Consider the following 20,459-nt stretch of genomic DNA (forward strand, 5'->3'; position numbering starts at 1 on the left):
GATCAAGCCGATATCGGCTCGTGTGCGCTGTTGTCAGCCCGGCGTGCTGACCTCGGCCACGCCCGTCCCCCACGCCCAAGACGTCGCCGTGGGCCGCGGTGCGGGGAGTTGGGGAGCCTTGTGGCCTGGTCACAGCCGTGACCAGGCCACACGGTGGGCCGCCTGGGGCTCGAACCCAGAACCTACGGTTCCAGCCTCCACCTCTACGAACGTCTTTTGTGGACTATCCATACCTGTCTTCACCTGCATAAACGACCACCCGATCTGAGGCATTGCCCCTCGCCTCCGGTGGTCGTTTGCTGTCGTTTCCGGTGGATAAGCGGTGGTGTCGATCATGCCCTCCCGCCTCCCGAAACCCACCCGCTGACGCCCCCGGGGTGCGATCCGCGGTACGCCCAGTACCCCCACCAAACGCCTCCGCGGATCGTGCCACGGGCACCAGGGGTCCAGGGGCGCGGCGCCCCTGGTACCACCTGGCTCAGCTACGCATAGCCATGCACCCAGGCTTCCTCGTCGGCCTGCCGACTCGCTACGGCTCTCGACCTCCTCCGCGTCGCCTGTGCGGCGCGGCGCATCCCGTTGCCCCGGGGAGCCGCGCCGCGCGCCCGCGCGGGCGGAGCGAAGCGGGAGCCCGCGCTGTGGCGCGACGGATGTGGACCACCTACTCAGGCGACTGGCCCGGGCGCCGCGCCGCGCAGGCGGCGCGGCCTTGATCCCATAGAGCTAGATTCAGCAAAGATGCACACGAACTGCGCACGGTCTATCGTGCGGGAATGTCCGAACGTATCCCCTTGACTGATCGGTCCTCGGCTGATCTCCCCCAGGTGCCGATCCGAATTAAGAGCATCACTGTAGCGGGTGGGCACCCTATCCCTATAGCACCACGTGGAGTCACAGCGATAGTTGGCGGAAACAATACTGGAAAAACAACTCTAATCGAGCAGATTTTTCGTCACATAAATGGCCAGCCGGGGCACATTGTGCATCCGCGAGAGCATCGACTGTTGGCCAGCCTTGAATTGGAGGTGGTCCAGGATCGCAACGAATTTCTAAGATGGCTCGACCTGAATGCAACCTGGGTTGCCGCTACGCCCGAGAACCCCAATTCCGGCTACTCGCGAGCCGGGATTGGCCCTTTTGACAAAAATACGATGGAAAATGCTTGGTCTAACGCGCGCAATTCTGGCACATTGACGATGCCATATGCTTCCCTTTTCGTGTACAAGTCGTCGGCGGGTAACGGCCCAGGCTTCGGAGCCAACAAGCGTTCCTACCCGGGCGCGGCCCCAGCGCATCCAGTTCATTACCTCGAAGACAACCCAGATGTCTTCGTGAAGATTAGTTCCCTCTATCGCGAGGTATTCGGCGAAAATCTGACACTAGACACCATTCGGGAGAATGTAATCCTCAGGATCGGAGACCCGCCATTGTCGTTGCAGGAATTGCGATACGATAGCACTGTTCAGGTTCGAATACAGGCTATGCAAGACCTTGATAAACTCTTTAAGGTTGACGAGCAAGGAAGCGGCATTCTTTCGTTTTTGAATACACTTCTGACTGTCTCATCGGCGGCATACCCGATCGTTCTTCTGGATGAGCCAGAAGCGTTTCTGCACCCGCCTCAAGCGGTGAAACTTGGCAGGATGTTGGGCGAATTGGCCAGCTCTGCTGGCGTGCAAGTTATCTTGGCTACGCACGACAAAAATATCCTTCTCGGATTGCTGCAAAGCGATGTAGAACTTGCGGTGGTACGACTTGTGCGAAGGCGGAATGAAACACGAGCCCACACTCTAGAGCCCTATCGAATCAAAGAAGTCTGGTCTGACCCAGTTCTCAGGTACTCTAATGTCCTGGATGGCCTGTTTCACGGCCTCGTCGTCTTGGCCGAGAATGAACGCGACTGCACGTTCTACGCCGCAGCTCTTGATGCGGCTCATCAAGAGGCCGATTTGGCGCTTTCTCCCAGTGACGTCCTATTCATTCCAACCGGTGGTGTGGACGGCCAGGCGCCAGTAGTGCGCACATTGGCTAGCCTTAGAGTTCCGATAGTGTGCTGTGTCGATATTGACATCCTGCGAGAGAGGGCAAAGCTAAAGAATCTCATCGAGGCACTTGGAGGCGACTGGGGAGACTACGAGAAAGAATATGGCGTGTGTACAAATGAATTGAACCAGCCTAAAGGGTCTGCGCTCGTCGCCAATGTTGTAGCGAGTATTCGAAGCTACCTAGAAGAACTGGTACGTGATCAAAGTACGGAAAAGTGGTCACCTGAGATGAAGGAGCAGTTGCTCACTCTTACGCGAACGGAGGCTTCTAAGTGGGATGCAATCAAAGATCTAGGAGTTGTAGCGTTCCCTCAAAATTTGGGAGGCCGCCCCAAAGAGTTTATCGAAAACTTGCGATCTATTGGTCTGGTCATCGTCGAACAAGGCGAACTAGAGTCATTCGGGCGTAGTTATCCTGGCATGCCCAGAAAGGGCCCCGCTTGGATACGTTGGGCTCTAGCCAACAGGGTTCACGCCAGCGAGAACGCAATTCGGCACGCGCGCAATCTAGTTGCTTCCTATACATCCCTTGTGTTGGAGTAGTTTGCGATGAGTAACAGACCTCCGGGCGAGTCCGTTAGTGGCGGAAGCTCATTGCGGTCGTACCACGATAAGGGCGGGCAGCACACCTTCGCACTCGCAGTCCGGCGACAAGTGCCTATGCACCTCCGCCACGAAGGTCGACCTAGGGTCAGCGAAGGCGCTCGTCAGCATCGTCGAGATGTTGGCCAAGCGCTGTTCCAAGTCCGCGAGGCGCGTCAAGATGGTGTCTTCGCGTTCTTCTTGGGCCTCGTCCACTCGCAGGGGTGGTGGGATCTCTCCACGGGCTACTGCGCAGAGGTGTTGAGGGTGTAGTTCCAGAGCTGCCGACAGGGCTTCGAGGGTGCGGACGCTGCGGCGGCGTTCGTGGGTGTTGAGTTGCAGTTCGCGGACGATCGCGAGGGACACTCTCGCGCGCTTGGCGAGTTGCACCTGCAAGAGGCGCAGTTCGCTGGCCCGCGTGGTGATGGTTTGCGCCACCAGGTCCCAGCGGCCCGTCTCGATGTCTGTCGGTTCGGTGCTGGTCATGATCAGGTAAGGGCGGCGATCCGCTGGTCGAGGTCGCGCGCGTCGGACAGGGTTGAGTGGCTGCGGGCGGCTACGCGCACGGTGTTGAGGTGTTCGGTCAAGCCATGGGAGCGGATCCCGCCTGCCATGTCGATGACCTGGTGGCCGATGCGGATGCCGGTGTCCGGGTCTCCGCCGTGGAGGTGGCAGGCGGCTAGGTCGGCGAGGCGGAATGCCTGGCGCTTGACGTGGACCGTTGCGGTGGGGGCGGTGGATGCCGTGAGGGCGGTGATGGCTTGGTCGGCGTATGCGTGGTCATGCACGGCCAGGTCGGCGTAGACGCGGGCGTGGTCGCTGGCGAGACGGGCCTGACTGAAGCCGCGGGGATCGGGGAGCGTTGGCTCGCTGACGTTCGACAGGGTGTCCTGTGCGCGGTGGATGCAGTCGAGTGCGCGGGTGGGGTCTCCGGACTCGGCGTAGGCGCGGGCTTGGCCGGATAGCAAGAGCGCGGTCGTGTCGGCGGAGCGAGTGCGTTCTGCGGTGAGGGTGCCGAACGCGAACACCTCGCGGGCCTCGCTGGTGTCGCCTTCGTGTAGGTAGGTGCGGCCGATCTGCTCCAACGCGAGTGCGGAGCGCACGGGGTCCTCGGCTTCTTGGGCCATGGCCAGCGCCTGACCGGTGTAGCGGAGAGCCAAGCCGGTCATGCCGACGTCGTAGGAGGCCCACCCGGCCAATGCAAGCAGGTCCGAGAGGACGACCCGCAGTTCCCGCCCGACCTCGTCGGTGTGGTTGGCGTCCAACATCCCCTGTGCCCACTTGAGCTGCGCCACGACCGCGTCCCGGACCGCTCCGCCACCGAGGCGCTTCTCCTGGGTCCACAGCACCCGGGTCAGTTCCCGTAGTTGCCCCACCTCGGTGGCCCCCACCGTGGCGGGCGTCGGAGTGGCCATCGCCGGGTTGCTCAGCAGTGCGAAATCAGCGCTTGTCAGCGCTGCCCCCATGGCGATCTTGGCCAACAAGCCCATGAACTCGCGTCGATCAGGCACAGCCACCACCTCACCGGTTGGGGATCCGTTCTCGCTTCCGGGCTCGTTGTAGGCCAACCCCATGTATCCGCGCGGGATGCCCAACCCGTCGGCGATCCGTGACAACACGTCGTAGGTCACCACCTGCCGACCACGGGCAATGGCGGAGATTTCCGGCTGGGCCTGGCCGGTCAACACGCCGATGTGGCGTTGCGACATCCCCAGGCGACCCAGCAGCCGGTACACCTCCACGATGTCCCGATCGGCCAACGCCGCGCGCATGGCTGGTCGCTCCCACACCACAGGGGCGGGCCGCTCATGGGGGTCGCCCCAGATGCTCATCCCCACACTTCCACCAGCCCATACCGCCGGGACCTGCCCAGGTAGCAGGTCAGGCACCCACGGTAACAATGGAATGCCGAGCGGGGTAGCGCCAAGTAGCGCGTTATATAGGCTGCACTTATCGCGACTGCGGCACTACCCGATCAGCGTAAAGGCAGATAGTGCTTCAAGTGGTCAATGGCCTCGCCTCTGCCAAACGACAGGGGCACGCTCACAACACATGACGACGTCTCTCGCTGCCAACTCCGCCACGAACTCCACTGTCGACGCGGGCAGGGCAGCTGATATCAGCTCTCGGTATCTGCACTGGGACCACTACGTCCGCAGTCGGCAAAAACCCACCGAGCAGGCCAGGACCCTGCAAGGGTTCGCCTCCGAATTCGACGCGCTCCCCCCACTCGCCCGGCCCTTCCACGAGTGGGGAGCCGAGATGGCGAACCTGTGTCGACGCATGGCGCGGTCTGCGGTCGGCCTGGAGAACCCGCCGCTCTACGGCTTCGGCACCACCGCGGGCTGACGCCATGACCGCAGACGAGTCGGCCACGAAGTACCGGGACACCTTGTACAACCGCCCGCAGACGACACGGGACGTGCTCCACTGTGCCGACCGGACCGAGAGTTGGCCCCACGGCGTGCCTTCCCTGGTCGATGACCTCAAACTTGTGATCAAGTGCGCTAACGACGTGCTCAGCAGCATCATCGACGAAGATCTTGACGACTCGGCAGTCGACAGCCTCGATTCCGTGTCCTACCGCGTCATAGAGTCGTGCCGCTGGCTCCAGATCCACAGGTAGCCCGGCGGGGTCACGTAAAGAACGGTTCTCCGTTTGCTTGCGCATGTTCGACGCGCATACGAATTGACGGGTGCATGCGCAGGTCGTCGAGTTTGTCCGGGGCGACCCACAGGACTTCTTTGCTCTCGTCGCTTTCCCTGAGTTCCCCACCGGTCGCTCGGGCGCGGAAGCAGATGGAGAACTCTTGCCTGACCTCGCCGTCGGTGTAGGCGATAACGTGTGCCGGGTCGCTGTAGATCCCGATCAAGCCGGTGACCTCGATGTCGACGCCGGTTTCTTCCTTGACCTCCCGCACAACCGTTTGCGTCATCGTCTCCCCAAGTTCGTGAGTGCCGCCGGGGATCGCGTACAGGTCGTTGTCGGTCCGTCGGATCATCAGGATCTGGCCGTCGCGCTCGATGTAGGCGCTGCATGCGATGACGATGTTGGTAGGCGTGGGCGCGTCGGGGTCGTTGAGGTAGTCCTTGCGGGCCAAGAGTCCTCCTAGAAGTCGGCGGGCTTGGACAGGTTCCACACGGTGTCGAAGCTTTCGGAGTAGGTCTCGAAGAGGTCCCCGGTCGCCAGTCGGCGAAGGTGGAGGCTGGGGGCGTGCGCGCCCTGGAACCCGTACACGTGGGTGTTGACGATCATCTCGTCGTCGAACCGGAAGATGCTGTTGTAAAGCGTCGTGCGGTGAAACCGCATCTCCACACCGGGTACCCCGATCAGCGGCCGGTAGAACGCCAGGGCGTTGCGGATGCGGGCCGCGAGCGTGCCATCCCCCAGCTGCTCCTCGTCGCTGCGGGTCGCGACCTCGGGGCTGTCCGGCTCGCCGAACAGCAACCGGATGCGAGCACCAGCGGCGGCCTTGGCGGCCAGCTGCTTGATGAAGCGCGGCCGCTCGACCAGGAAAAGGGCGGCGTGCATGAGCAGTTCGACGTGCTCGGACGCGTCCCCGATGAGTCGGTCCCACAGCTCCACCGGGATCGAGTTCCGGTGCGGGTAGACCTTCACGACCTCGGACCCGGCGATCTCGGCCTTGCGCTCGGGCGCCACCGCGTCCGGCCACAGGTAGTTCTCGCTCTCCCGAACCATGGAAGCGATCGTGTGTCGATGACGCGGATACGGCGTCCGCCCCTGCGTGATCCAACGCTCGACGGTCTTGGGGTCGACGTTGGTCGCCTTGGCTACGTGTTCGAGGTCCAAGCCGTTGCGGAGCAGGGCGTCTCGAAGGCGTTCGTTGGCCATGCTGCCCTCCACTGTGACGTCTAGGGACGTCTTAACCTAGCACGAGACGTCCTCAGACGTCCCACTGTGTGGTGCTCGCGTCCTCCAAATTGGACGAAAGTTGGACATGCCGGGGAGATTCCCGGGCGGTTCGACCAGAGGAGTGACACATGCCGGTGATTCCGACGCGGTTCGCGGTGGAGTTCGGGGAGGTGTTCCCGCTGGGTGCGTTCGTGCTGGGCGTGGAGCCCGCCATGGCGTTCTCGGAGACGGCCGGGGCGCCGAAGCAGCAGGAGCGGGACAAGGAGTCGGGGCGGCTGGTGTGGGTTGTTCGCGCGCTGGACGCGAATGAGGAGGCGGCGAGGTTCGGCGCCGAGTTCAAGGTGAAGATCGTGGCTGATCACCAGCCGGTTCCGCCGCCGAAGGCGGGTGGGTTCCCGTTCGCGGCTGTGGAGTTCGAGGGGTTGACGGTCACCCCGTACGCCAACAGCAAGGGGCGGATCGCGCACAGCTTCCGAGCTGCGGGTATGAGGACTCCCGCCGGTGCGCGGGCGAGCAAACCTGCTGGGGAACAGAAGTCTGCCGCCTGACCCAGGAGCCACGGACATGCGCGACGTGGTCCACGTCCACGTGACGAAAGACCTGCCCATCCGGGCCAGGGCGCTCCCCTTCGCGGACAGGGTGGAAATCCGCTTCGGCAAGGCGTTCCCCGTAGTGCTGATCGCCGACCGCTTGGCCTTGGACTCCCTCGCCGAGGCCATCGAGACCGGCCGGAGGGAACTGGACGCGGCCAACCGTCCGGGCGAGAACCGACAACCCGAGGACAAGTGATGCCGGGGCCGCTCGACAACCTGGAGCCGGACACCGAACCTCCGGTGATCTCTCAACGGCCGCAGTGGCGGTCAACCAAGCCAGCCCCGATGACGTTGGCAGCGGGACGCGAGTACGTCTCTCCCGGCCCGGCCTCCGACGCTTCGCGACGTGAGTGGATCGAGTACTACCAGTGGTGCGTTGAGGTCTTCCGAACGATTGCGCTCGCCGATGCTCGTCACCGAAACGAGGCCATGGCTGAGGTCCTGATCGCAGCCAGGTGGGCGGAAACGCTAAGCCAGGGAATCGAGGAGGTTGCGCCGGAAAACTACTACAAGCCGTAAGTCCACAAGAGACATAATGCGCCTGAATCGCGTGGCGATGACGCACGCCTTCTGTGGGCGTGTTTGGGTTCTAGGCACAGAAGCGGATCATGGTTGGTCGCCCGTTCCGCTTCCGTGCTGTCCACACCAGACATCGGAGTAGACAAGTGATGAAGCTACGGGATGGCGCTGTGTTGGCGCTAGGTGGGTCCCTCCCTCGGTCTAGTGGGGGTGGGCTGTGAGCAGCGAGGGTGGGCGGTGGGTTGATCCGGCGCCGTTGGAGGTGGCGCGGCCGAGGTTGCCGTGGTGGACGTTGCTGCCGAATGGGGCGAAGGTGGCGTTGTTGCCGTTCGCCACTGCGTATGTGACGTGCTGGCTGGTGTGCCAGGTGGTTCGGGTGGTGGTGCGGTATCCGGTGACGGTGTTGGTGTGCTCGTTGGTGGCGTGGGGGTGGATCACCTGGGGTGAGTGGGCTACCGCAGTCGCCGGTGGTGTGGTGTTGGTGGGGTTGTCGGCGTGGTGGTTCTGGCACCCGGAGAGCTTCGGCCGGTGGGTGGCGCCGGTGGGGTGGTCGGAGGTGCGCCGTTTCTGTGTCTACGCCTGTCAATGGCGTTCGGTGGTGCGGCTATCGGAGCTGACCAAGGACAAGCGCGGTAGGGAGTTCCGGCCGAGGTTGGGCAGGGTGCGGGCACAGAGTTGGCGGGACTGCGTCCGGGTCCGGATGGTGAAAGGCCAAGCGCCGGAACAGTGGGAGACACGGGCCTCGGGCCTGGCGCACTCGTTCGGCGCTCGCTCCTGCCGGGTGCGGGTGATCCGTCCTGGTGTCATCGAGTTGGACCTGGTCCGGTTCGATCCGCTGACGGTTCCGCTCCCGGCCCCTGCTCTGAATGATGACCCCGCGTCGGTTGACCTGCGGCGTCTGGTGGTGGGGCGCACCGAGACCGGCAGGCCGTTGCGGCTTCGCTTGCGTGGGACTCAGGTCCTGGTGGTGGGTGTCTCGGGGGCCGGTAAGGGGTCGTTGTTGTGGTCGGTGGTGCGGGCGTTGGCTCCGGCGATCAAGGCGGGGCAGGTGCGGCTGTATGGGGTTGATCCCAAGGGCGGGATGGAGTTGGGGCAGGCCCAGGAGGTGTTCCACCGGGTCGTGTTCGACAACGGAGAAGCCGCGGTGACCCTGCTCGAAGAACTCGCCGCAGAGGTCAAACGTCGCGCCACCACGTATCGGGGTGTGCGGCGGTCGTGGTCGCCGGAGTCCGGGGACCCGTTCCTGCTCCTGGTGGTCGACGAGCTGGCGGACGTCATCGCCTACCAGAGCGACAAGCAGCTCCGGGAACGCGCGGCACGAGCGGTGCAGACCATCACCAGCCAAGGTCGGGCGCCCGGAGTGTGCGTGTTGGGGTTGTTGCAGGACCCGCGCAAGGAGGTCGTGGGGTTTCGGCACCTGTTCTCCACCCGGATTGCGATGCGCTTGGACGAGCCCGCGCAGGTGGACATGGTTCTCGGCGACGGTGTCCGCCAGCGCGGGGCGGCGGCGCACGAGATCAGCGAACACACACCCGGCGTGGCGTGGGTGAAGGAAGACGGCCGACGCGAACCGGTACGTGCCAGGGCGTTCCATGTCACCGATGGCGACTTGGCGGAGCTGGTGACCTTCGTGACCGGCGGCCTGGTGCTCGTTGAGGGTGGTGTGCGATGACCGCGCTCATCGAGGCCCTGACGGTCGTGGCGAAGCATCTGGACGCGCACCCACGGTTGGACGCGGTGCTGGTGTCGACCTACGCCCTCGGCGACGCGGACACATCGGTCCAGCTCACCGGCGGTCCGCTCCCGGCTGTGGCCAATGCGTTGCTGACCTGGGCCGCGACGCTGACCGACACCACCGCCACGGCGTGGCGGCCCCCGGCATCGGACTCGGTCCACCTCGACCTGACCGGCACCCTCCCCGCCGGCGACCCGATCCGGATCTACGGCGCCGTCGGCTACGACCCGACCCGCTTCCTCGACCTCGAACCCGGCGGCAAGCAGAGCGTGGGCCTGTCCACACTGCGGGCCTGGGCGGCAGAGGCGGTGGCGGCATGAGCACCCGCGCCGAACGCCTCGCCCAGCCCCTCGCGGCCGATGTCGTCACCGCGACGGCGGAGAAGTACGGAGTCTGTGTCCGCCCGTTCACCATGGAGGTCGGCGACCTCGACACCGGAGAACTCCGCCACGTCCCGGTCCCCTGCGGGGCAACCGTCGAGAGCGTGTGCGGCCCGTGTGCCCGCAAGGCGCGGGCGTTGCGGATGGTCCAGTGCCGGGAAGGCTGGCACCTCACGACCGAACCGGCCTTCGAGAAGACCCCACCGACCCGGGATCACACGGACCTGATGGAGTTCCGGGCCGACCTCGTCGGCGCTTACCGGGGCGCGGTGGAGGAGGGCCAGGCGGGCGAGGCCGATGACCTCCGCGAGGAGATCCGCTCGGTCGATGAGGAGCTGCGCGGCCTCGGGGTACGGGGTCGGTTGCCGTCGCCGGACGGGCCTGGAACGCGGGCGCCGCACCGGTCGACTCGGCGGCGGCAGGACGCGCCGAACCTGCCTCGGCGGCGAGTGGAGAAACGCACCCTCGGCCGCGAGTTCGCCGGTGGATACCGGCCGTCGATGTTCGTCACCCTCACCTGCGACACCTACGGACCCGTCCACGCGGACGGCTCCCCGGTGAACCCTGGCCGCTACGACTACCGACGGGCCGCTCGGGACGCGGTGCACTTCGCCTCCCTGGTCGACCGGTGGTGGCAGAACCTGCGCCGCGTAGTCGGCTGGGACGTCCAGTACTTCGCGACCGTCGAACCTCAGCGGCGGGCCGCGCCGCACCTGCACACCGCGATCCGCGGTTCCATCCCGCACGAGGTCATCCGGCAAGTCACCGCAGCCACCTACCTCCAAGTCTGGTGGCCATCCCACGACGAACTCGTCTACCTCGACCGGCATCCCGTGTGGGACGGGGAACGGTTCGTCGACCCCGACACCCGTCAACCGCTCACGGCCTGGGCGGACGCGGTTGAACTGGTCGAGGCACCCGCGCACGTGTCGACCTTCGGGGCACAGGTGCACTCCAAGGGCATCCTCGGCGGCACCGACGAGGCCGGGCGGGACATCGGGTACCTGACCAAGTACCTCACCAAGTCCACCGGTGAAGTGGTCACCGCCACCAGCGACCGGCAACGGGCACACCACGACCGGCTCCACGAAGAGTTGGCGATCACGCCCTGCTCACCTCGCTGCGCGGTGTGGCTGCTCTACGGCATCCAGCCCCACGGCGCCACCAGCCGCACCACCCCCGGCCACTGCAAAGGCCGCGCCCACCGCCGCACCACCCTCGGCCTGCCCGGTCGGCGGGTGTTGGTCTCGCGGAAGTGGTCCGGCAAAACCCTCGCCGACCACAGAGCCGACCGCAAGGCGTTCGTCGTTCAGGCCCTCGCGGCGGTCGGGATCGTCAAACCCGAACCCAACCGGGCACGCCAGACCTGGCACAAGGTCAAACCCGGCGACCCCACCGTGCCCCCACGGGCGCACCTGCTCATGCACGCCATCAGCGAACGCATCCGATGGAGAGCCGAATACGACGCCGCACTCCTCGCGGCCGATGTTTCAGCAACTCCACCACTAGCCGCCTGACCTCGGGAGATTAGATGACCGGCCAATCTATCAGGGCAGGACTGTGGGGCATTCCCGAGGTAGCCGCCTACCTGGGGGTTCCCGAGCAAACGATCTATCAGTGGCGAACCAAGGGCTACGGGCCGCGTGGTCGGCGAGTCGGGAAGTACGTGCGGTTTCGACCGGAGGACGTCGTCTCCTGGGTGGATGAGCAACCGGAGGCTGCCTGATGGGTCGTCCGCCGATACCCATCGGGACCCACGGCAAGATCAATACAACGAAGGTGGGCAAGAACTACCGGTCGCGGTGCCGCTATCGCCACTACGACGGGAGGGTCTACCTCGTCGAACGGATCGGTTCGACCGAAGGGAAAGCCGAAAGTAACCTCAAGGTCGCGATACGTGACTTCTCGCCATCGGCGGGCGGTGATCAGTTCGGTAGGGACTCCAAGTTCGCCGTTCTGGCAGCTGCCTGGATGGCCGAGTTGGAGCGCTTGGCGGGTCGGGGTGTCGGCTCCTGGGGCACGATCGACACGTATCGGAGCCGCTTGCAGGGGATCATCTTGCCTGCTCTGGGCGAGCTTCGAGCACGTGAGCTGACCGCGCTGGCGCTGGACAAGGTCGTCCAGGACGTGCGGGACAAGTCCAGCGCCAGCTCGGCCAAGACCGTGCGGGCGATCATCTCCGGAGTCACGGGCTTCGCGGTTCGACATGGCGCGCTTGAGCGGAACCTGGCGCGGGATATCGGGCGGATCGACTCGCGCCAGGCGCGGCACCAGCAGACAAAGTCGCGGGCGATGTCGCGAGATGAGGTCTTCGAGCTGCTGGCCAAGCTCGATGCCGACCCTAAGGCCGTGGAAGACGACCTTCCCGATCTCGTCCGCTTCTTCCTCGCCACGGGCGAACGGACCGGCGAGGCGCTGGCCGCGCATTGGGAGCACTTCGACGCGGCCGAGAGGGTCATCAGGGTGCACGCGAACGTCATCCGGGCCAAGGGGCGGGGGAAGCTGCTCAACCCCGGTAAGACGGCCAACTCGCAGCGGCCGGTGCCGTTGGCGGACTGGTGTGCCGCCATGCTGGTGGGCCGTCAGCGGGCCACAGGGGCCACTGCGGGGCCGATCTTCCCCAGCACCACAGGCACCCCATCCGGGAGGCGAGCAACGTCCGCAACCGGGCCTGGAAGCCGTTCCTCGTCCGAGCCGGGTTCGACTGGGTGACGTTCCGGACATTCCGGCGAACGGTGGCCACGCTCCTCGACGAGTCCGGCTTGACCGCTCGGCAGATCGCGGACGTCCTCGGCCACGCCCGCCCCTCGATGACCCAGGACGTCTACATGGGCCGTGGCGCGGTGAGCCGGGTCGCGGCCGACGCGCTGGGGAAAGTGATGGGTAAGCGGTGAGTTGGGGGAGCCTTGTGGCCTGGTCACAGCCGTGACCAGGCCACACGGTGGGCCGCCTGGGGCTCGAACCCAGAACCTACGGATTAAAAGTCCGCAGCTCTGCCAATTGAGCTAACGGCCCTTGGCTCCGAGCACCGAGTGTAGCGGGAGGGGCGGGGGCGACGGGCAGAGGTTCACGAGGCGCGTCGGGGTGGGGTGTGCGGGTGGCGGGGAGGGCCGGTGGGGGTTGTGGGAGTTTTGCGTTGTTTCTTTGTCAGGGGAACAGGTTGTTGGCACTCCAAGAATGTTGCCGGGGTGTTGTCCTGGCATTTCGTCGACCATCCGACCGTCGGGCGGGTGGTTGTGCGTCCGAGTGGCGGCGGGGTTGACGGCCGGTCGGACGCGCCTGTTCAGCGGGGTCGAAAGTGATCGAGGTCACAGGAATGACGGTCGGTGGCGTTTGGCGGTCGCGACCCAAGTGGATTCAACGAAGTCCGCCGGGGTTGGGGAAGTGCGAAAAGGACCCCCAAACCCCGATGTCCGAATTGTTCCCCGGTCACTTCCGGTGCCCTTCCAACACAGGCAAAGAGTCCATTGTGGCTGATCAACTGACGGTAGCGTCCCGACCCGGCGATCCCACCCGTTCGCCCGCGTCAAATCCGTCCACCACAATGGAGGCAGTCATGTCCAAGTGGAAGAGAAACGTTGCCGTCGTGCTCGGGGCCAGCGCGGCGGCAGTCGCGTTGAGCGCGGCACCCGCGCAGGCGTTCGTGGGTCGGTTCATCTACACCACCACCAACGCCGACTGCACCTTCGCGGGCGGGAACGGCGTCTCCAACGGCGTCTTCGCCAGCTACTCCTGCGACAGCGGGATCGCGGGCTACAGCCTGCACGTGCTGCCCACCACGACTTCGTTCAACGACGTCTACATCAACACCTTCGCCTCCGACACCGACTGCAACTGGGCCGGGACCAACGGCAAGCCCGCGGCGGGCCAGCCGACCATCTGGTACTCGTACCGCTGCATCTCGGGTGTCGCGGGCTGGAGCCTGCACGTCACGGGCTGACCCCGAGCGGGTCGGCGCGGTCCGTGTCCAGGCTGGACGAACCGCGCCGACCCGTGCCCGGCCAATCCGAATCCGCCATCCTTCCCCCATTTCCTGCCATCTCCCGGGAACGTCGACCCGACCTCCGGTTATCCGGTTGACGATTGGGTTCCCGGGTGTGAGGCTCGCGAAATCCGCACCCTTTCCGGCGGAATTCGATCAAGGGGGAATGGCGCATGGTCGATCGGCGGGCGCTGGCCGCCGTCGTGGTCACCGCGGTGTTGTGGGCCTCGTCGTTCGTGGTGATCCGGGATGCCGGGCCGCACTTCCGCCCCGGGGCGCTGGCCGAGGGGCGGTTGCTCTCCGGTGCCGTCGCGCTGGTGGCGATCCTGCTGCTCCGCCGGGAAGGGCTGCCCGGGCGCGGCGCTTGGCCCGGGATCACCTGCTCCGGCCTGCTGTGGTTCGGCGCCTACATGGTGATGCTCAACTGGGGCGAGGAGCAGGTCGACGCGGGTACCGCCGCGCTGTTGGTCAACGTCGGGCCGATCCTCATCGCCCTGCTCGGCGGCTGGCTGCTCAAGGAAGGCTTCCCGCCCCGGCTGATGGCCGGGTTGGCGGTGTCCTTCGCCGGGGCGGCCGTAGTGGCGTTCGCGGGCGCGGGTGACGGCCATTCGACGTTGTTGGGCATCTTGCTGTGCCTGTTCGCCGCGATCACCTACGCGGCGGGGGTCGTCGCGCAGAAACCCGCCCTGCGCCACGGGTCCGCGTTGCAGGTGACGACGTTCGGCTGCGTGATCGGCGCCGTCGCGACCCTGCCGTTCACCGGACAGCTGATCGCCGACGTGCGCGACGCGCCCCTCGGGTCGACGCTGGGCATGGTCTACCTCGGGCTGTTCCCCACCGCGCTGGCCTTCTACACCTGGGCCTACGCGCTCTCCCGCACCACCGCCGGGCGGATGGGGGCCACCAGCTACGCCGTGCCCGCGCTGGTCGTGCTCATGTCGTGGCTCTTCCTCGACGAGGTGCCCGGCCCGTTCGCGCTGCTCGGCGGTCTCCTCTGCCTCACCGGTGTGGCCGTCTCCCGCACCGGGAAACGCCCGGAACCGGCGCCTGCGGCCATCGAACGCGGATAACTCCTCACTCTTTCGGAGCCACGGAGGGCGCGCGCCCCCGCCTCGGTGATCTAGCTTGAGCTACCCACCGAGCAGAGAAAGGGGCCACCATGCCCATCTCGGCAGCCGACCAGGAGCGGCGGGCGCACGCGTTCGCCGAACTCCACCAGGGGCCGGGCGCCTTCGTCATCGCGAACCCGTGGGACGCGGGCACCGCGCGGGTGCTCACCGGGCTCGGCTTCCGCGCGCTGGCGACCACCAGCGGCGGGCTCGCCTTCGCCCTGGGCCGCGCGGACGGCGCCAACCTCGTCACCCGCGAGGAGACGCTGGCGAACGCGGGCGACATCGTCGCCGCGACCACCCTGCCGGTGTCCGCCGACCTGGAGAGCGGCTTCGGCGACCGCCCGGAGGACGTCGCCGAGACCATCGCGCTGGCCGCCGCGGCCGGGTTGGTCGGCGGTTCGATCGAGGACGCCACCGGCCGCCTCGACGACCCCATCCGCGACCTGGCCGAGGCCGTCGAGCGGGTCACCGCCGCGGTCGAGGCGGCCAGGGCGCTGCCGTTCCCGTTCACCCTGACCGCCCGCGCCGAGAACTTCCTGCACGGCAGGCCGGACCTCGACGACACGATCACCCGCCTGCGCGCCTACGCCGCAGCGGGAGCCGACGTCCTCTACGCCCCCGGCCTGCCCGACGCGGACGCGATCCGCGCTGTCTGCGCCGCCGTCGACAAGCCGGTGAACGTGTTGGCCGGTGGTCCGGCCGCGCGCTGCTCGGTCACCAAGCTCGGTGAGTTGGGCGTGCGCCGGATCAGCCTCGGTTCCGCGCTGCCCCGGGCCGCGCTCACCGCCGCCGTGCTGGCCGCGCAGGAGATCGCCGAGTCCGGCACCTTCACCCTCACCACCGGCGCGATGAGCTACGCGCAGGCCGAGGAACTCGTGGAGGGCGCGTGAGCGCGCTGTGGCTGCGGCACGAGGTCCGCGCGACCGAGCGCCGCGCGGCGCTGGTGCCCGAGGACGCGCGAACCCTTGTGGCGTCCGGGATCCCGGTCACGGTCGAGGAGTCGCCGCAACGCGTCTTCCCGATCGCGGACTACGCCGACGCGGGCTGCGCGGTCGCGCCCGCGGGTAGCTGGGTGGACGCGCCGGACGACGTCTTCGTGTTGGGCCTCAAGGAACTCCCCGACGAGCCCCCGCGGTTGCGGCACCGCCATGTCTACTTCGGACACACGTACAAGGAGCAGCGGGGCGCGGCCGAGTTGTTGCGCCGCTTCGCCGACGGCGGCGGCGCGTTGCTGGACCTGGAGTACCTGACCGACGCCACCGGCCGCAGGCTCGCCGCGTTCGGCTACTGGGCGGGCTACGTCGGCGCCGCGCTGGCCGTCCTGCACCTGCGGGACGCGCTGACCACGCCGCTCGTCCCGACGAGCAGGGCCGACCTGGACGCCGCGCTCAAGGGCGCCGACGACCTGCGGGCGCTGGTCATCGGCGCGCTGGGCCGGTGCGGTCGGGGCGCGCGGGACGCGCTCACCGCCGCGGGCGTCACGCCGACCGAGTGGGACCTGGCCGAGACGCGCGACCTCGACAAGGCCGCGCTGATCCGGCACGACCTGCTGGTCAACGCCGTGCTCACGGTCGACCCGGTGCCGCCGTTCGTCACCGACGCCGACCTCGACGACCCGGACCGGCGGCTGCGCGTGGTCGCGGACGTGACCTGCGACGTCACCTCCGACCGCAACGTGCTGCCGATCTACGACCGGATCACCGACTGGGACGCGCCCGCCCGGCGGCTGCGCGACGACCGACCGGTCGACGTCATCGCCATCGACAACCTGCCGTCGCTGCTCCCGCTGGAGGCCAGTGTCAGCTTCTCCGCCGACCTCACGCCCCACCTGCGCACCCTCGCCGACGGCGACGCGTGGACCAGGGCGCTGGCGCGGTTCCACGACGCAGTGACGGGAGTGCGGTCGTGATCCACTGGGTGGGCACCGGCCTGTCGACGGGCAGCGGCGTCGGGGTGCTGGCGGAGCGGTACGAGGTAGCGCTCTACGGTCGGACACGGGAGAAAGCGGCCGCGTGCGTCGCCCGGCTCGGGCTGACCGGCCGGGTCGAGCCGCGGTCCTGGGACGACCTCCGACCGACGCGCGGAGACGTGGTGGTGTCGATGCTGCCCGCCACGGAACACGTGCGGTTGCTGCGGTTGAGCATCGACGCGGGCGCGCACTACGCCAACACCAGCTACGTCTCCGACGAGATCGCCGCGTACGCCGACGCCGCACGGGAGGCCGGGGTCGTGCTGCTGACCGAGGCCGGTCTGGACCCGGGTCTGGACCACCTGCTCGCCCACGACCTGGTTGAACGCGCCCGTGCCGCCGTCCAGGGCCCGGCGACGGCGACCTTCACCTCGTACTGCGGCGGCATCCCCGCGGAGCCCAACGAGTTCCGCTACCGGTTCTCATGGGCCCCGCGCGGCGTTCTGACGGCACTGCTGTCCCCCGCCCGGTATGTCTTTTCGGGCAAGGAAACCGTCACCGAACACCCGTGGGACGCCACCACCGACCACACCCTCGACGGCGAGCGTTTCGAGGCGTACCCCAACCGCGACAGCCTCCCTTTCGTGAGCCAGTACGGCTTCCCGGGATCCTGGCGCCTCGACACGTTCATCCGCGGCACCCTCCGCCTCGACGGGTGGCTGACGACGTGGCAACCGGTCTTCGCCGCCCTGCGCGACCCCGACCCGGACCACATCACCGCCCTGGCCGCGGACCTGGCCGCCAAGTACCCGACCACGGAAACCGACCTGGACCGCGTGGTCCTGTCCGTCGCGCTGACGGTCCGACCGAACAACGGCCCCGAGTGGTCCGGCAGCTACCTGCTGGACCAAACCGGCACCCAGACCGACAGCGCCATGTCCCGCCTGGTCACCGTTCCCCTGGCGGCGGGCATCACCGACATACTGGAAGGCCGCCTGACCCCGGGCCTGCACCGAGCCGCCGCGGACCCCACCTCAGCCCAGCGCTGGCTGGCCTTCCTCGCCGACCACGGGGTCAAGCCGACCTACTCGAACCCAGAAATCACGGAGTAGAAGTCCGCTGCTGGATTGACCGGTGCGCACTCCGCAGGTCTGGCTCGGGATCGGGCGAGGTCTGCGGGGTGCTTGACATGGCGTTGGCAGGAGGTCACGGCCGCCTCACACGAACGTGTACCTATCGATAACGCGTTCCTCGGCCATGCGATACCTCGTGCACAGGCTCCACCTGGGTCGTTGGGAGGCGTCATGATCGAAGCGAGGTTGTACGGCAGGGATTGGGAAGGGCCCGCAACTTTCCCTGTCGTGCCTGCCATCGGGCAGGGAATCGAGTACGCCGCGAAGGTGCACAAGGTTGACCTCACCAGGAGAGGATCGACTGGAGCGCACTCCGGAGGTCTTGCTCGGGATCGGGCGAGACCGGCGGGGTGCGCCAGGCGATGAAGCCGTCAGGGCGGATGAGCGTGGCGGTGGTCGGGGTGAGGTCGTAGGTCTTGAGGAAGTCGGGGGCGGTGAAGTCGACGTCCAGTTGGTGGGCCGTCAGGCCGAGTGCGCGGGCGCCGGTGGTCCACGGGGTGGCGTCCGGGCCCGCCAACAGCACGAAATCGCCGGTGAACAGGTCGATCGTGGAGAGCCGGATGCCGTCTCGGGTCAGCCAGGTGTGCGGGGCGCGGCTGCCGGGGCGGGCGCTCGGGGTTCGGGGGTCTTCGACCAGCGCGGACGGCGGCGCGCCCAGCACGGCGGCGGAGTCGTAGCAGTAGCCGAGGGTGAGCATGAGGTCCTCGGCCCGGGTGGCCTCGTCGCCGTCCGCGTGGTGGCGGTCGTGGAGTAGGCGGAGGCTGGTCTCCAAGGTCGACTGGGCGACCGGGCGCCGCTCGTCCTCGTAGGTGTCGAGCAGGGCGTCGCCCGCTTCACCCTTGACGACAGCCGCCAGCTTCCAAGCCAAGTTGTGCGCATCGGCGATCCCCGTGCTCGCGCCATAAGAGCCCGCGGGCGGGACGACGTGCGCGGCGTCGCCCGCGAAGAACACGCGGCCCGCGCGGTACCGCTGGGCGACCCACGCGCCGCTGGTGCTGTGCGAGATCTTGTGCGGCCACCCGGGGACCGGCGGGACGAGCCGCACGTCCAGATCCGGCACCCCGATCGCGGCGCGGGCCAGCTCGACGCAGTCCTGTTCGGTGTAGTCGTGCGCCTGCGGGCAAGGCATGCCCATCATCCAGCGGCCCGCCTGACGCAGCGGCACCAGCACGGTTCCGACGGTCGGTTCGTCGAGGTAGGCCAGCAGGAAACGGCGGTCGCGCAGCACCGGGGTCAGGTCCGCGTCGAAGACGAAGTACACGCCGTGCGAGGTCTCGCCGACCTGGTCGACGCCGATGCCCAGCCCGCGCCGGATGCCTGCGCGGTGTCCGTCGGCGGCGATCAGGTAGGACGCCTCGATCTCGTACTCGTCCCGCGCGTCGCGGACCACCGCCCGTCCGTCCGCCTGCGCGTACGACACCAACTCGGTCCCGAACCGCACGTCCGCGCCCGCTTCCTCGGCGTGCGCGCGCAGAACCTGCTCCAACTCGTCCTGGTCGACCATGCCCCAGTCGGTCGGGCTCACGGTCTCGGCGGGCCGCAGCCGCGCGCCGAGGTCGACGCGGAACCGCTCCTCGCCCGCCAGGGTCGCGGCGCCGATCATCTCGGGCAGGTCGGCCAGGATCGACGCGCGGGCGCGGATGTCCGGTTCCAGCCCGTACGCGCGGTAGATCTCCATGGTGCGCGGGTTGAACGCCCGGGCCTGCGGCAGCATCGCCGTGCCCGGGTGCCGTTCCACCAGCGTCGCGCGGATCCCCTGACGGGCCAGGAACAGCGCCGCGGACAAGCCGGTGACGCCGCCTCCCGCGATCAGGACGTCGGTCATCGTGCACCCCCTCCGGTGTTGGTGGGACCACGTTATCAAGTGTCTACTTGATTAGAGCAAGAGTTGAGTTGATCAGGTGTCGCCTAAACTCCGCCCGTGCCACCACCGCGCAGGTCACCCAAGCCCCAGGAGCGCCGCCGCGACCCCGAGCGCACCCGCGCGCTGATCCTGGCGGCGGCCGCCGCCGAGTTCGCCGCGCACGGGTTCGCGGGTGCCCGGACCAGCGCGATCGCCGAGCGGGCCGGGGTGAACCAGCAGCTCATCTGGTACTACTTCGACAGCAAGGACGGCCTCTACCGGGCGCTGGCCGAGGTGTGGCAGCGGCGGCAGCGGGAGTTGGTGCCACCCGGAACTCCCTTGCCCGAGCAGCTGCGCCGCTACGCGCTCGAAGCGCTGGACAACCCCGACGGCGTCCGGCTGTTCGCCTGGGCCGGGCTGGAGTACACCGGCACCGACGTCGACCACGATGGCCGCGCGGAGCGGATGCGGCCGACCGTCGAGGAGATCCGCGAGCGGGTCGGCCCCGAGGTGGACCCGGCCTGCCTCACCGTCATGCTCACCGCCGCCGCCATGGCGACGACCACGTTGCCGCACGTCATCGAGAGCGTGTGCGGCGTCGACCCGCGCACACCGGAGTTCGCCCGCCACTACGCCGACCAGGTCGCCACCGTCGCCCGCCTCTTGGGGCTCGCCGATCACCCCTGATCGGGCGACTTCGCGGCGAAATGCCTCAGCTCACCGGCTCGGGTGCCAAAGCCCCCGGCAACACG

Annotated in this window: 24 protein-coding genes and 1 tRNA gene; 18 read left to right on the plus strand and 7 right to left on the minus strand. The window is 67.4% G+C overall.

Translation table 11 applies throughout. The annotated features are described in order from the left end of the window. Positions 1–773: 773 nt before the first annotated feature. Entirely contained in the window at positions 774–2,588 is a 1,815-nt protein-coding gene (locus tag V5P93_RS35595) for an AAA family ATPase (RefSeq protein ID WP_104481853.1), read from the plus strand. Between the two features lie 48 nt (positions 2,589–2,636). Here V5P93_RS35595 and V5P93_RS35600 read toward each other — a convergent pair whose 3' ends face one another. After that, on the minus strand, positions 2,637–3,113 hold the full coding sequence (locus V5P93_RS35600) for an XRE family transcriptional regulator (protein ID WP_181043765.1): 477 nt from the start codon (positions 3,111–3,113) through the stop codon (positions 2,637–2,639). Between the two features lie 2 nt (positions 3,114–3,115). Further along, positions 3,116–4,459: a helix-turn-helix transcriptional regulator gene (locus V5P93_RS35605; protein ID WP_104481852.1), complete on the minus strand. Its 1,344-nt coding sequence runs from the start codon at positions 4,457–4,459 to the stop codon at positions 3,116–3,118. Positions 4,460–4,679: 220 nt separating this feature from the next. Between V5P93_RS35605 and V5P93_RS35610 the strand changes: the two genes are divergently transcribed. Both V5P93_RS35610 and V5P93_RS35615 read left to right on the plus strand, forming a co-directional pair. After that, positions 4,680–4,976, plus strand: coding sequence for a hypothetical protein (locus tag V5P93_RS35610; protein WP_104481851.1), 297 nt, complete (start codon positions 4,680–4,682; stop codon positions 4,974–4,976). A 4-nt stretch (positions 4,977–4,980) separates the two neighbouring features. After that, on the plus strand, positions 4,981–5,253 hold the full coding sequence (locus V5P93_RS35615; RefSeq protein WP_104481850.1) for a hypothetical protein: 273 nt from the start codon (positions 4,981–4,983) through the stop codon (positions 5,251–5,253). A 10-nt stretch (positions 5,254–5,263) separates the two neighbouring features. Here the strand turns inward: V5P93_RS35615 and V5P93_RS35620 are convergent, their stop codons facing one another. Together V5P93_RS35620 and V5P93_RS35625 are read right to left on the minus strand one after the other, a co-directional pair. Beyond that, a complete protein-coding gene (locus V5P93_RS35620; RefSeq protein WP_104481849.1) occupies positions 5,264–5,728 on the minus strand; it encodes an NUDIX hydrolase in 465 nt (154 codons plus the stop codon). A gap of 8 nt (positions 5,729–5,736) precedes the next feature. Beyond that, positions 5,737–6,480: a DUF5919 domain-containing protein gene (locus tag V5P93_RS35625; protein ID WP_104481848.1), complete on the minus strand. Its 744-nt coding sequence runs from the start codon at positions 6,478–6,480 to the stop codon at positions 5,737–5,739. A 149-nt stretch (positions 6,481–6,629) separates the two neighbouring features. On the opposite strand from V5P93_RS35625, the gene V5P93_RS35630 reads away from it, so the two are divergent. Genes V5P93_RS35630 through V5P93_RS35640 form a run of 3 tightly spaced genes read left to right on the plus strand, consistent with a single transcriptional unit; the run spans position 6,630 to position 7,613 of the window. Further along, entirely contained in the window at positions 6,630–7,049 is a 420-nt protein-coding gene (locus V5P93_RS35630; RefSeq protein ID WP_104481847.1) for a plasmid replication, integration and excision activator, read from the plus strand. A gap of 16 nt (positions 7,050–7,065) precedes the next feature. Continuing rightward, positions 7,066–7,290: a hypothetical protein gene (locus V5P93_RS35635; RefSeq protein WP_104481846.1), complete on the plus strand. Its 225-nt coding sequence runs from the start codon at positions 7,066–7,068 to the stop codon at positions 7,288–7,290. Continuing rightward, positions 7,290–7,613 carry an AMED_5909 family protein gene (locus V5P93_RS35640; protein ID WP_104481845.1) on the plus strand — a complete coding sequence of 108 codons (324 nt, stop codon included), beginning with the start codon at positions 7,290–7,292 and terminating at the stop codon, positions 7,611–7,613. Before V5P93_RS35635 ends, V5P93_RS35640 begins: the two co-directional genes overlap by 1 nt. A gap of 201 nt (positions 7,614–7,814) precedes the next feature. On the opposite strand, the gene V5P93_RS35645 is transcribed toward V5P93_RS35640, so the two are convergent. After that, positions 7,815–8,051 carry a hypothetical protein gene (locus tag V5P93_RS35645; protein WP_245931597.1) on the minus strand — a complete coding sequence of 79 codons (237 nt, stop codon included), beginning with the start codon at positions 8,049–8,051 and terminating at the stop codon, positions 7,815–7,817. 262 nt (positions 8,052–8,313) lie between these two features. Between V5P93_RS35645 and V5P93_RS35650 the strand changes: the two genes are divergently transcribed. The 6 genes from V5P93_RS35650 to V5P93_RS35675 are packed head-to-tail and all read left to right on the plus strand — an operon-like array spanning position 8,314 to position 12,622. Further along, positions 8,314–9,285: an FtsK/SpoIIIE domain-containing protein gene (locus tag V5P93_RS35650; protein ID WP_245931615.1), complete on the plus strand. Its 972-nt coding sequence runs from the start codon at positions 8,314–8,316 to the stop codon at positions 9,283–9,285. Continuing rightward, positions 9,282–9,668: a hypothetical protein gene (locus V5P93_RS35655; RefSeq protein WP_104481844.1), complete on the plus strand. Its 387-nt coding sequence runs from the start codon at positions 9,282–9,284 to the stop codon at positions 9,666–9,668. The genes V5P93_RS35650 and V5P93_RS35655 overlap by 4 nt, the downstream gene beginning before the upstream one ends. Then, on the plus strand, positions 9,665–11,245 hold the full coding sequence (locus tag V5P93_RS35660; RefSeq protein WP_104481843.1) for a replication initiator: 1,581 nt from the start codon (positions 9,665–9,667) through the stop codon (positions 11,243–11,245). The genes V5P93_RS35655 and V5P93_RS35660 overlap by 4 nt, the downstream gene beginning before the upstream one ends. Positions 11,246–11,259: 14 nt before the next feature. Beyond that, positions 11,260–11,454: an AlpA family transcriptional regulator gene (locus V5P93_RS35665; RefSeq protein WP_104481842.1), complete on the plus strand. Its 195-nt coding sequence runs from the start codon at positions 11,260–11,262 to the stop codon at positions 11,452–11,454. Between the two features lie 53 nt (positions 11,455–11,507). After that, positions 11,508–12,440: a site-specific integrase gene (locus V5P93_RS35670; protein WP_245931596.1), complete on the plus strand. Its 933-nt coding sequence runs from the start codon at positions 11,508–11,510 to the stop codon at positions 12,438–12,440. Next, the gene (locus V5P93_RS35675) at positions 12,437–12,622 is read left to right on the plus strand and encodes a hypothetical protein (RefSeq protein WP_342752311.1); all 186 of its coding nucleotides are present in this window, start codon (positions 12,437–12,439) and stop codon (positions 12,620–12,622) included. Before V5P93_RS35670 ends, V5P93_RS35675 begins: the two co-directional genes overlap by 4 nt. Positions 12,623–12,670: 48 nt before the next feature. Here the strand turns inward: V5P93_RS35675 and V5P93_RS35680 are convergent. Continuing rightward, positions 12,671–12,743 (minus strand) — tRNA-Lys (locus V5P93_RS35680). Positions 12,744–13,284: 541 nt separating this feature from the next. On the opposite strand from V5P93_RS35680, the gene V5P93_RS35685 reads away from it, so the two are divergent. The 5 genes from V5P93_RS35685 (at position 13,285) to V5P93_RS35705 (ending at position 17,843) form a co-directional block, all read left to right on the plus strand. Next, on the plus strand, positions 13,285–13,668 hold the full coding sequence (locus V5P93_RS35685; RefSeq protein ID WP_104481840.1) for a hypothetical protein: 384 nt from the start codon (positions 13,285–13,287) through the stop codon (positions 13,666–13,668). 215 nt (positions 13,669–13,883) lie between these two features. Continuing rightward, the gene (locus V5P93_RS35690; RefSeq protein ID WP_104481839.1) at positions 13,884–14,780 is read left to right on the plus strand and encodes a DMT family transporter; all 897 of its coding nucleotides are present in this window, start codon (positions 13,884–13,886) and stop codon (positions 14,778–14,780) included. A gap of 89 nt (positions 14,781–14,869) precedes the next feature. Next, the gene (locus V5P93_RS35695; RefSeq protein ID WP_104481838.1) at positions 14,870–15,712 is read left to right on the plus strand and encodes an isocitrate lyase/phosphoenolpyruvate mutase family protein; all 843 of its coding nucleotides are present in this window, start codon (positions 14,870–14,872) and stop codon (positions 15,710–15,712) included. Continuing rightward, positions 15,709–16,731: a saccharopine dehydrogenase gene (locus V5P93_RS35700; RefSeq protein WP_104481837.1), complete on the plus strand. Its 1,023-nt coding sequence runs from the start codon at positions 15,709–15,711 to the stop codon at positions 16,729–16,731. Before V5P93_RS35695 ends, V5P93_RS35700 begins: the two co-directional genes overlap by 4 nt. Beyond that, positions 16,728–17,843, plus strand: a complete 1,116-nt coding sequence (locus tag V5P93_RS35705) for a saccharopine dehydrogenase C-terminal domain-containing protein (protein WP_219824126.1) — start codon at positions 16,728–16,730, stop codon at positions 17,841–17,843. The genes V5P93_RS35700 and V5P93_RS35705 overlap by 4 nt, the downstream gene beginning before the upstream one ends. A 304-nt stretch (positions 17,844–18,147) precedes the next feature. On the opposite strand, the gene V5P93_RS35710 is transcribed toward V5P93_RS35705, so the two are convergent. After that, on the minus strand, positions 18,148–19,689 hold the full coding sequence (locus V5P93_RS35710) for an FAD-dependent oxidoreductase (protein ID WP_104481835.1): 1,542 nt from the start codon (positions 19,687–19,689) through the stop codon (positions 18,148–18,150). Between the two features lie 96 nt (positions 19,690–19,785). Here V5P93_RS35710 and V5P93_RS35715 point away from each other — a divergent pair, with 96 nt between their 5' ends. Continuing rightward, positions 19,786–20,394, plus strand: coding sequence for a TetR/AcrR family transcriptional regulator (locus V5P93_RS35715; RefSeq protein WP_104481834.1), 609 nt, complete (start codon positions 19,786–19,788; stop codon positions 20,392–20,394). Positions 20,395–20,459: the final 65 nt, after the last annotated feature.

Source organism: Actinokineospora auranticolor (assembly GCF_041897805.1).
In the GTDB taxonomy this organism is placed as follows: domain Bacteria; phylum Actinomycetota; class Actinomycetes; order Mycobacteriales; family Pseudonocardiaceae; genus Actinokineospora; species Actinokineospora auranticolor.

What these genes read in the sequence shown, in the direction of transcription:
- V5P93_RS35595 (WP_104481853.1), top strand. Translation starts at nt 774, where the DNA reads ATGTCCGAACGTATCCCCTTGACTGATCGGTCCTCGGCTGATCTCCCC.
- V5P93_RS35600 (WP_181043765.1), bottom strand. Translation starts at nt 3,113, where the DNA reads ATGACCAGCACCGAACCGACAGACATCGAGACGGGCCGCTGGGACCTG.
- V5P93_RS35605 (WP_104481852.1), bottom strand. Translation starts at nt 4,459, where the DNA reads ATGAGCATCTGGGGCGACCCCCATGAGCGGCCCGCCCCTGTGGTGTGG.
- V5P93_RS35610 (WP_104481851.1), top strand. Translation starts at nt 4,680, where the DNA reads ATGACGACGTCTCTCGCTGCCAACTCCGCCACGAACTCCACTGTCGAC.
- V5P93_RS35615 (WP_104481850.1), top strand. Translation starts at nt 4,981, where the DNA reads ATGACCGCAGACGAGTCGGCCACGAAGTACCGGGACACCTTGTACAAC.
- V5P93_RS35625 (WP_104481848.1), bottom strand. Translation starts at nt 6,480, where the DNA reads ATGGCCAACGAACGCCTTCGAGACGCCCTGCTCCGCAACGGCTTGGAC.
- V5P93_RS35630 (WP_104481847.1), top strand. Translation starts at nt 6,630, where the DNA reads ATGCCGGTGATTCCGACGCGGTTCGCGGTGGAGTTCGGGGAGGTGTTC.
- V5P93_RS35635 (WP_104481846.1), top strand. Translation starts at nt 7,066, where the DNA reads ATGCGCGACGTGGTCCACGTCCACGTGACGAAAGACCTGCCCATCCGG.
- V5P93_RS35640 (WP_104481845.1), top strand. Translation starts at nt 7,290, where the DNA reads ATGCCGGGGCCGCTCGACAACCTGGAGCCGGACACCGAACCTCCGGTG.
- V5P93_RS35650 (WP_245931615.1), top strand. Translation starts at nt 8,314, where the DNA reads ATGGTGAAAGGCCAAGCGCCGGAACAGTGGGAGACACGGGCCTCGGGC.
- V5P93_RS35655 (WP_104481844.1), top strand. Translation starts at nt 9,282, where the DNA reads ATGACCGCGCTCATCGAGGCCCTGACGGTCGTGGCGAAGCATCTGGAC.
- V5P93_RS35660 (WP_104481843.1), top strand. Translation starts at nt 9,665, where the DNA reads ATGAGCACCCGCGCCGAACGCCTCGCCCAGCCCCTCGCGGCCGATGTC.
- V5P93_RS35665 (WP_104481842.1), top strand. Translation starts at nt 11,260, where the DNA reads ATGACCGGCCAATCTATCAGGGCAGGACTGTGGGGCATTCCCGAGGTA.
- V5P93_RS35685 (WP_104481840.1), top strand. Translation starts at nt 13,285, where the DNA reads ATGTCCAAGTGGAAGAGAAACGTTGCCGTCGTGCTCGGGGCCAGCGCG.
- V5P93_RS35690 (WP_104481839.1), top strand. Translation starts at nt 13,884, where the DNA reads ATGGTCGATCGGCGGGCGCTGGCCGCCGTCGTGGTCACCGCGGTGTTG.
- V5P93_RS35695 (WP_104481838.1), top strand. Translation starts at nt 14,870, where the DNA reads ATGCCCATCTCGGCAGCCGACCAGGAGCGGCGGGCGCACGCGTTCGCC.
- V5P93_RS35710 (WP_104481835.1), bottom strand. Translation starts at nt 19,689, where the DNA reads ATGACCGACGTCCTGATCGCGGGAGGCGGCGTCACCGGCTTGTCCGCG.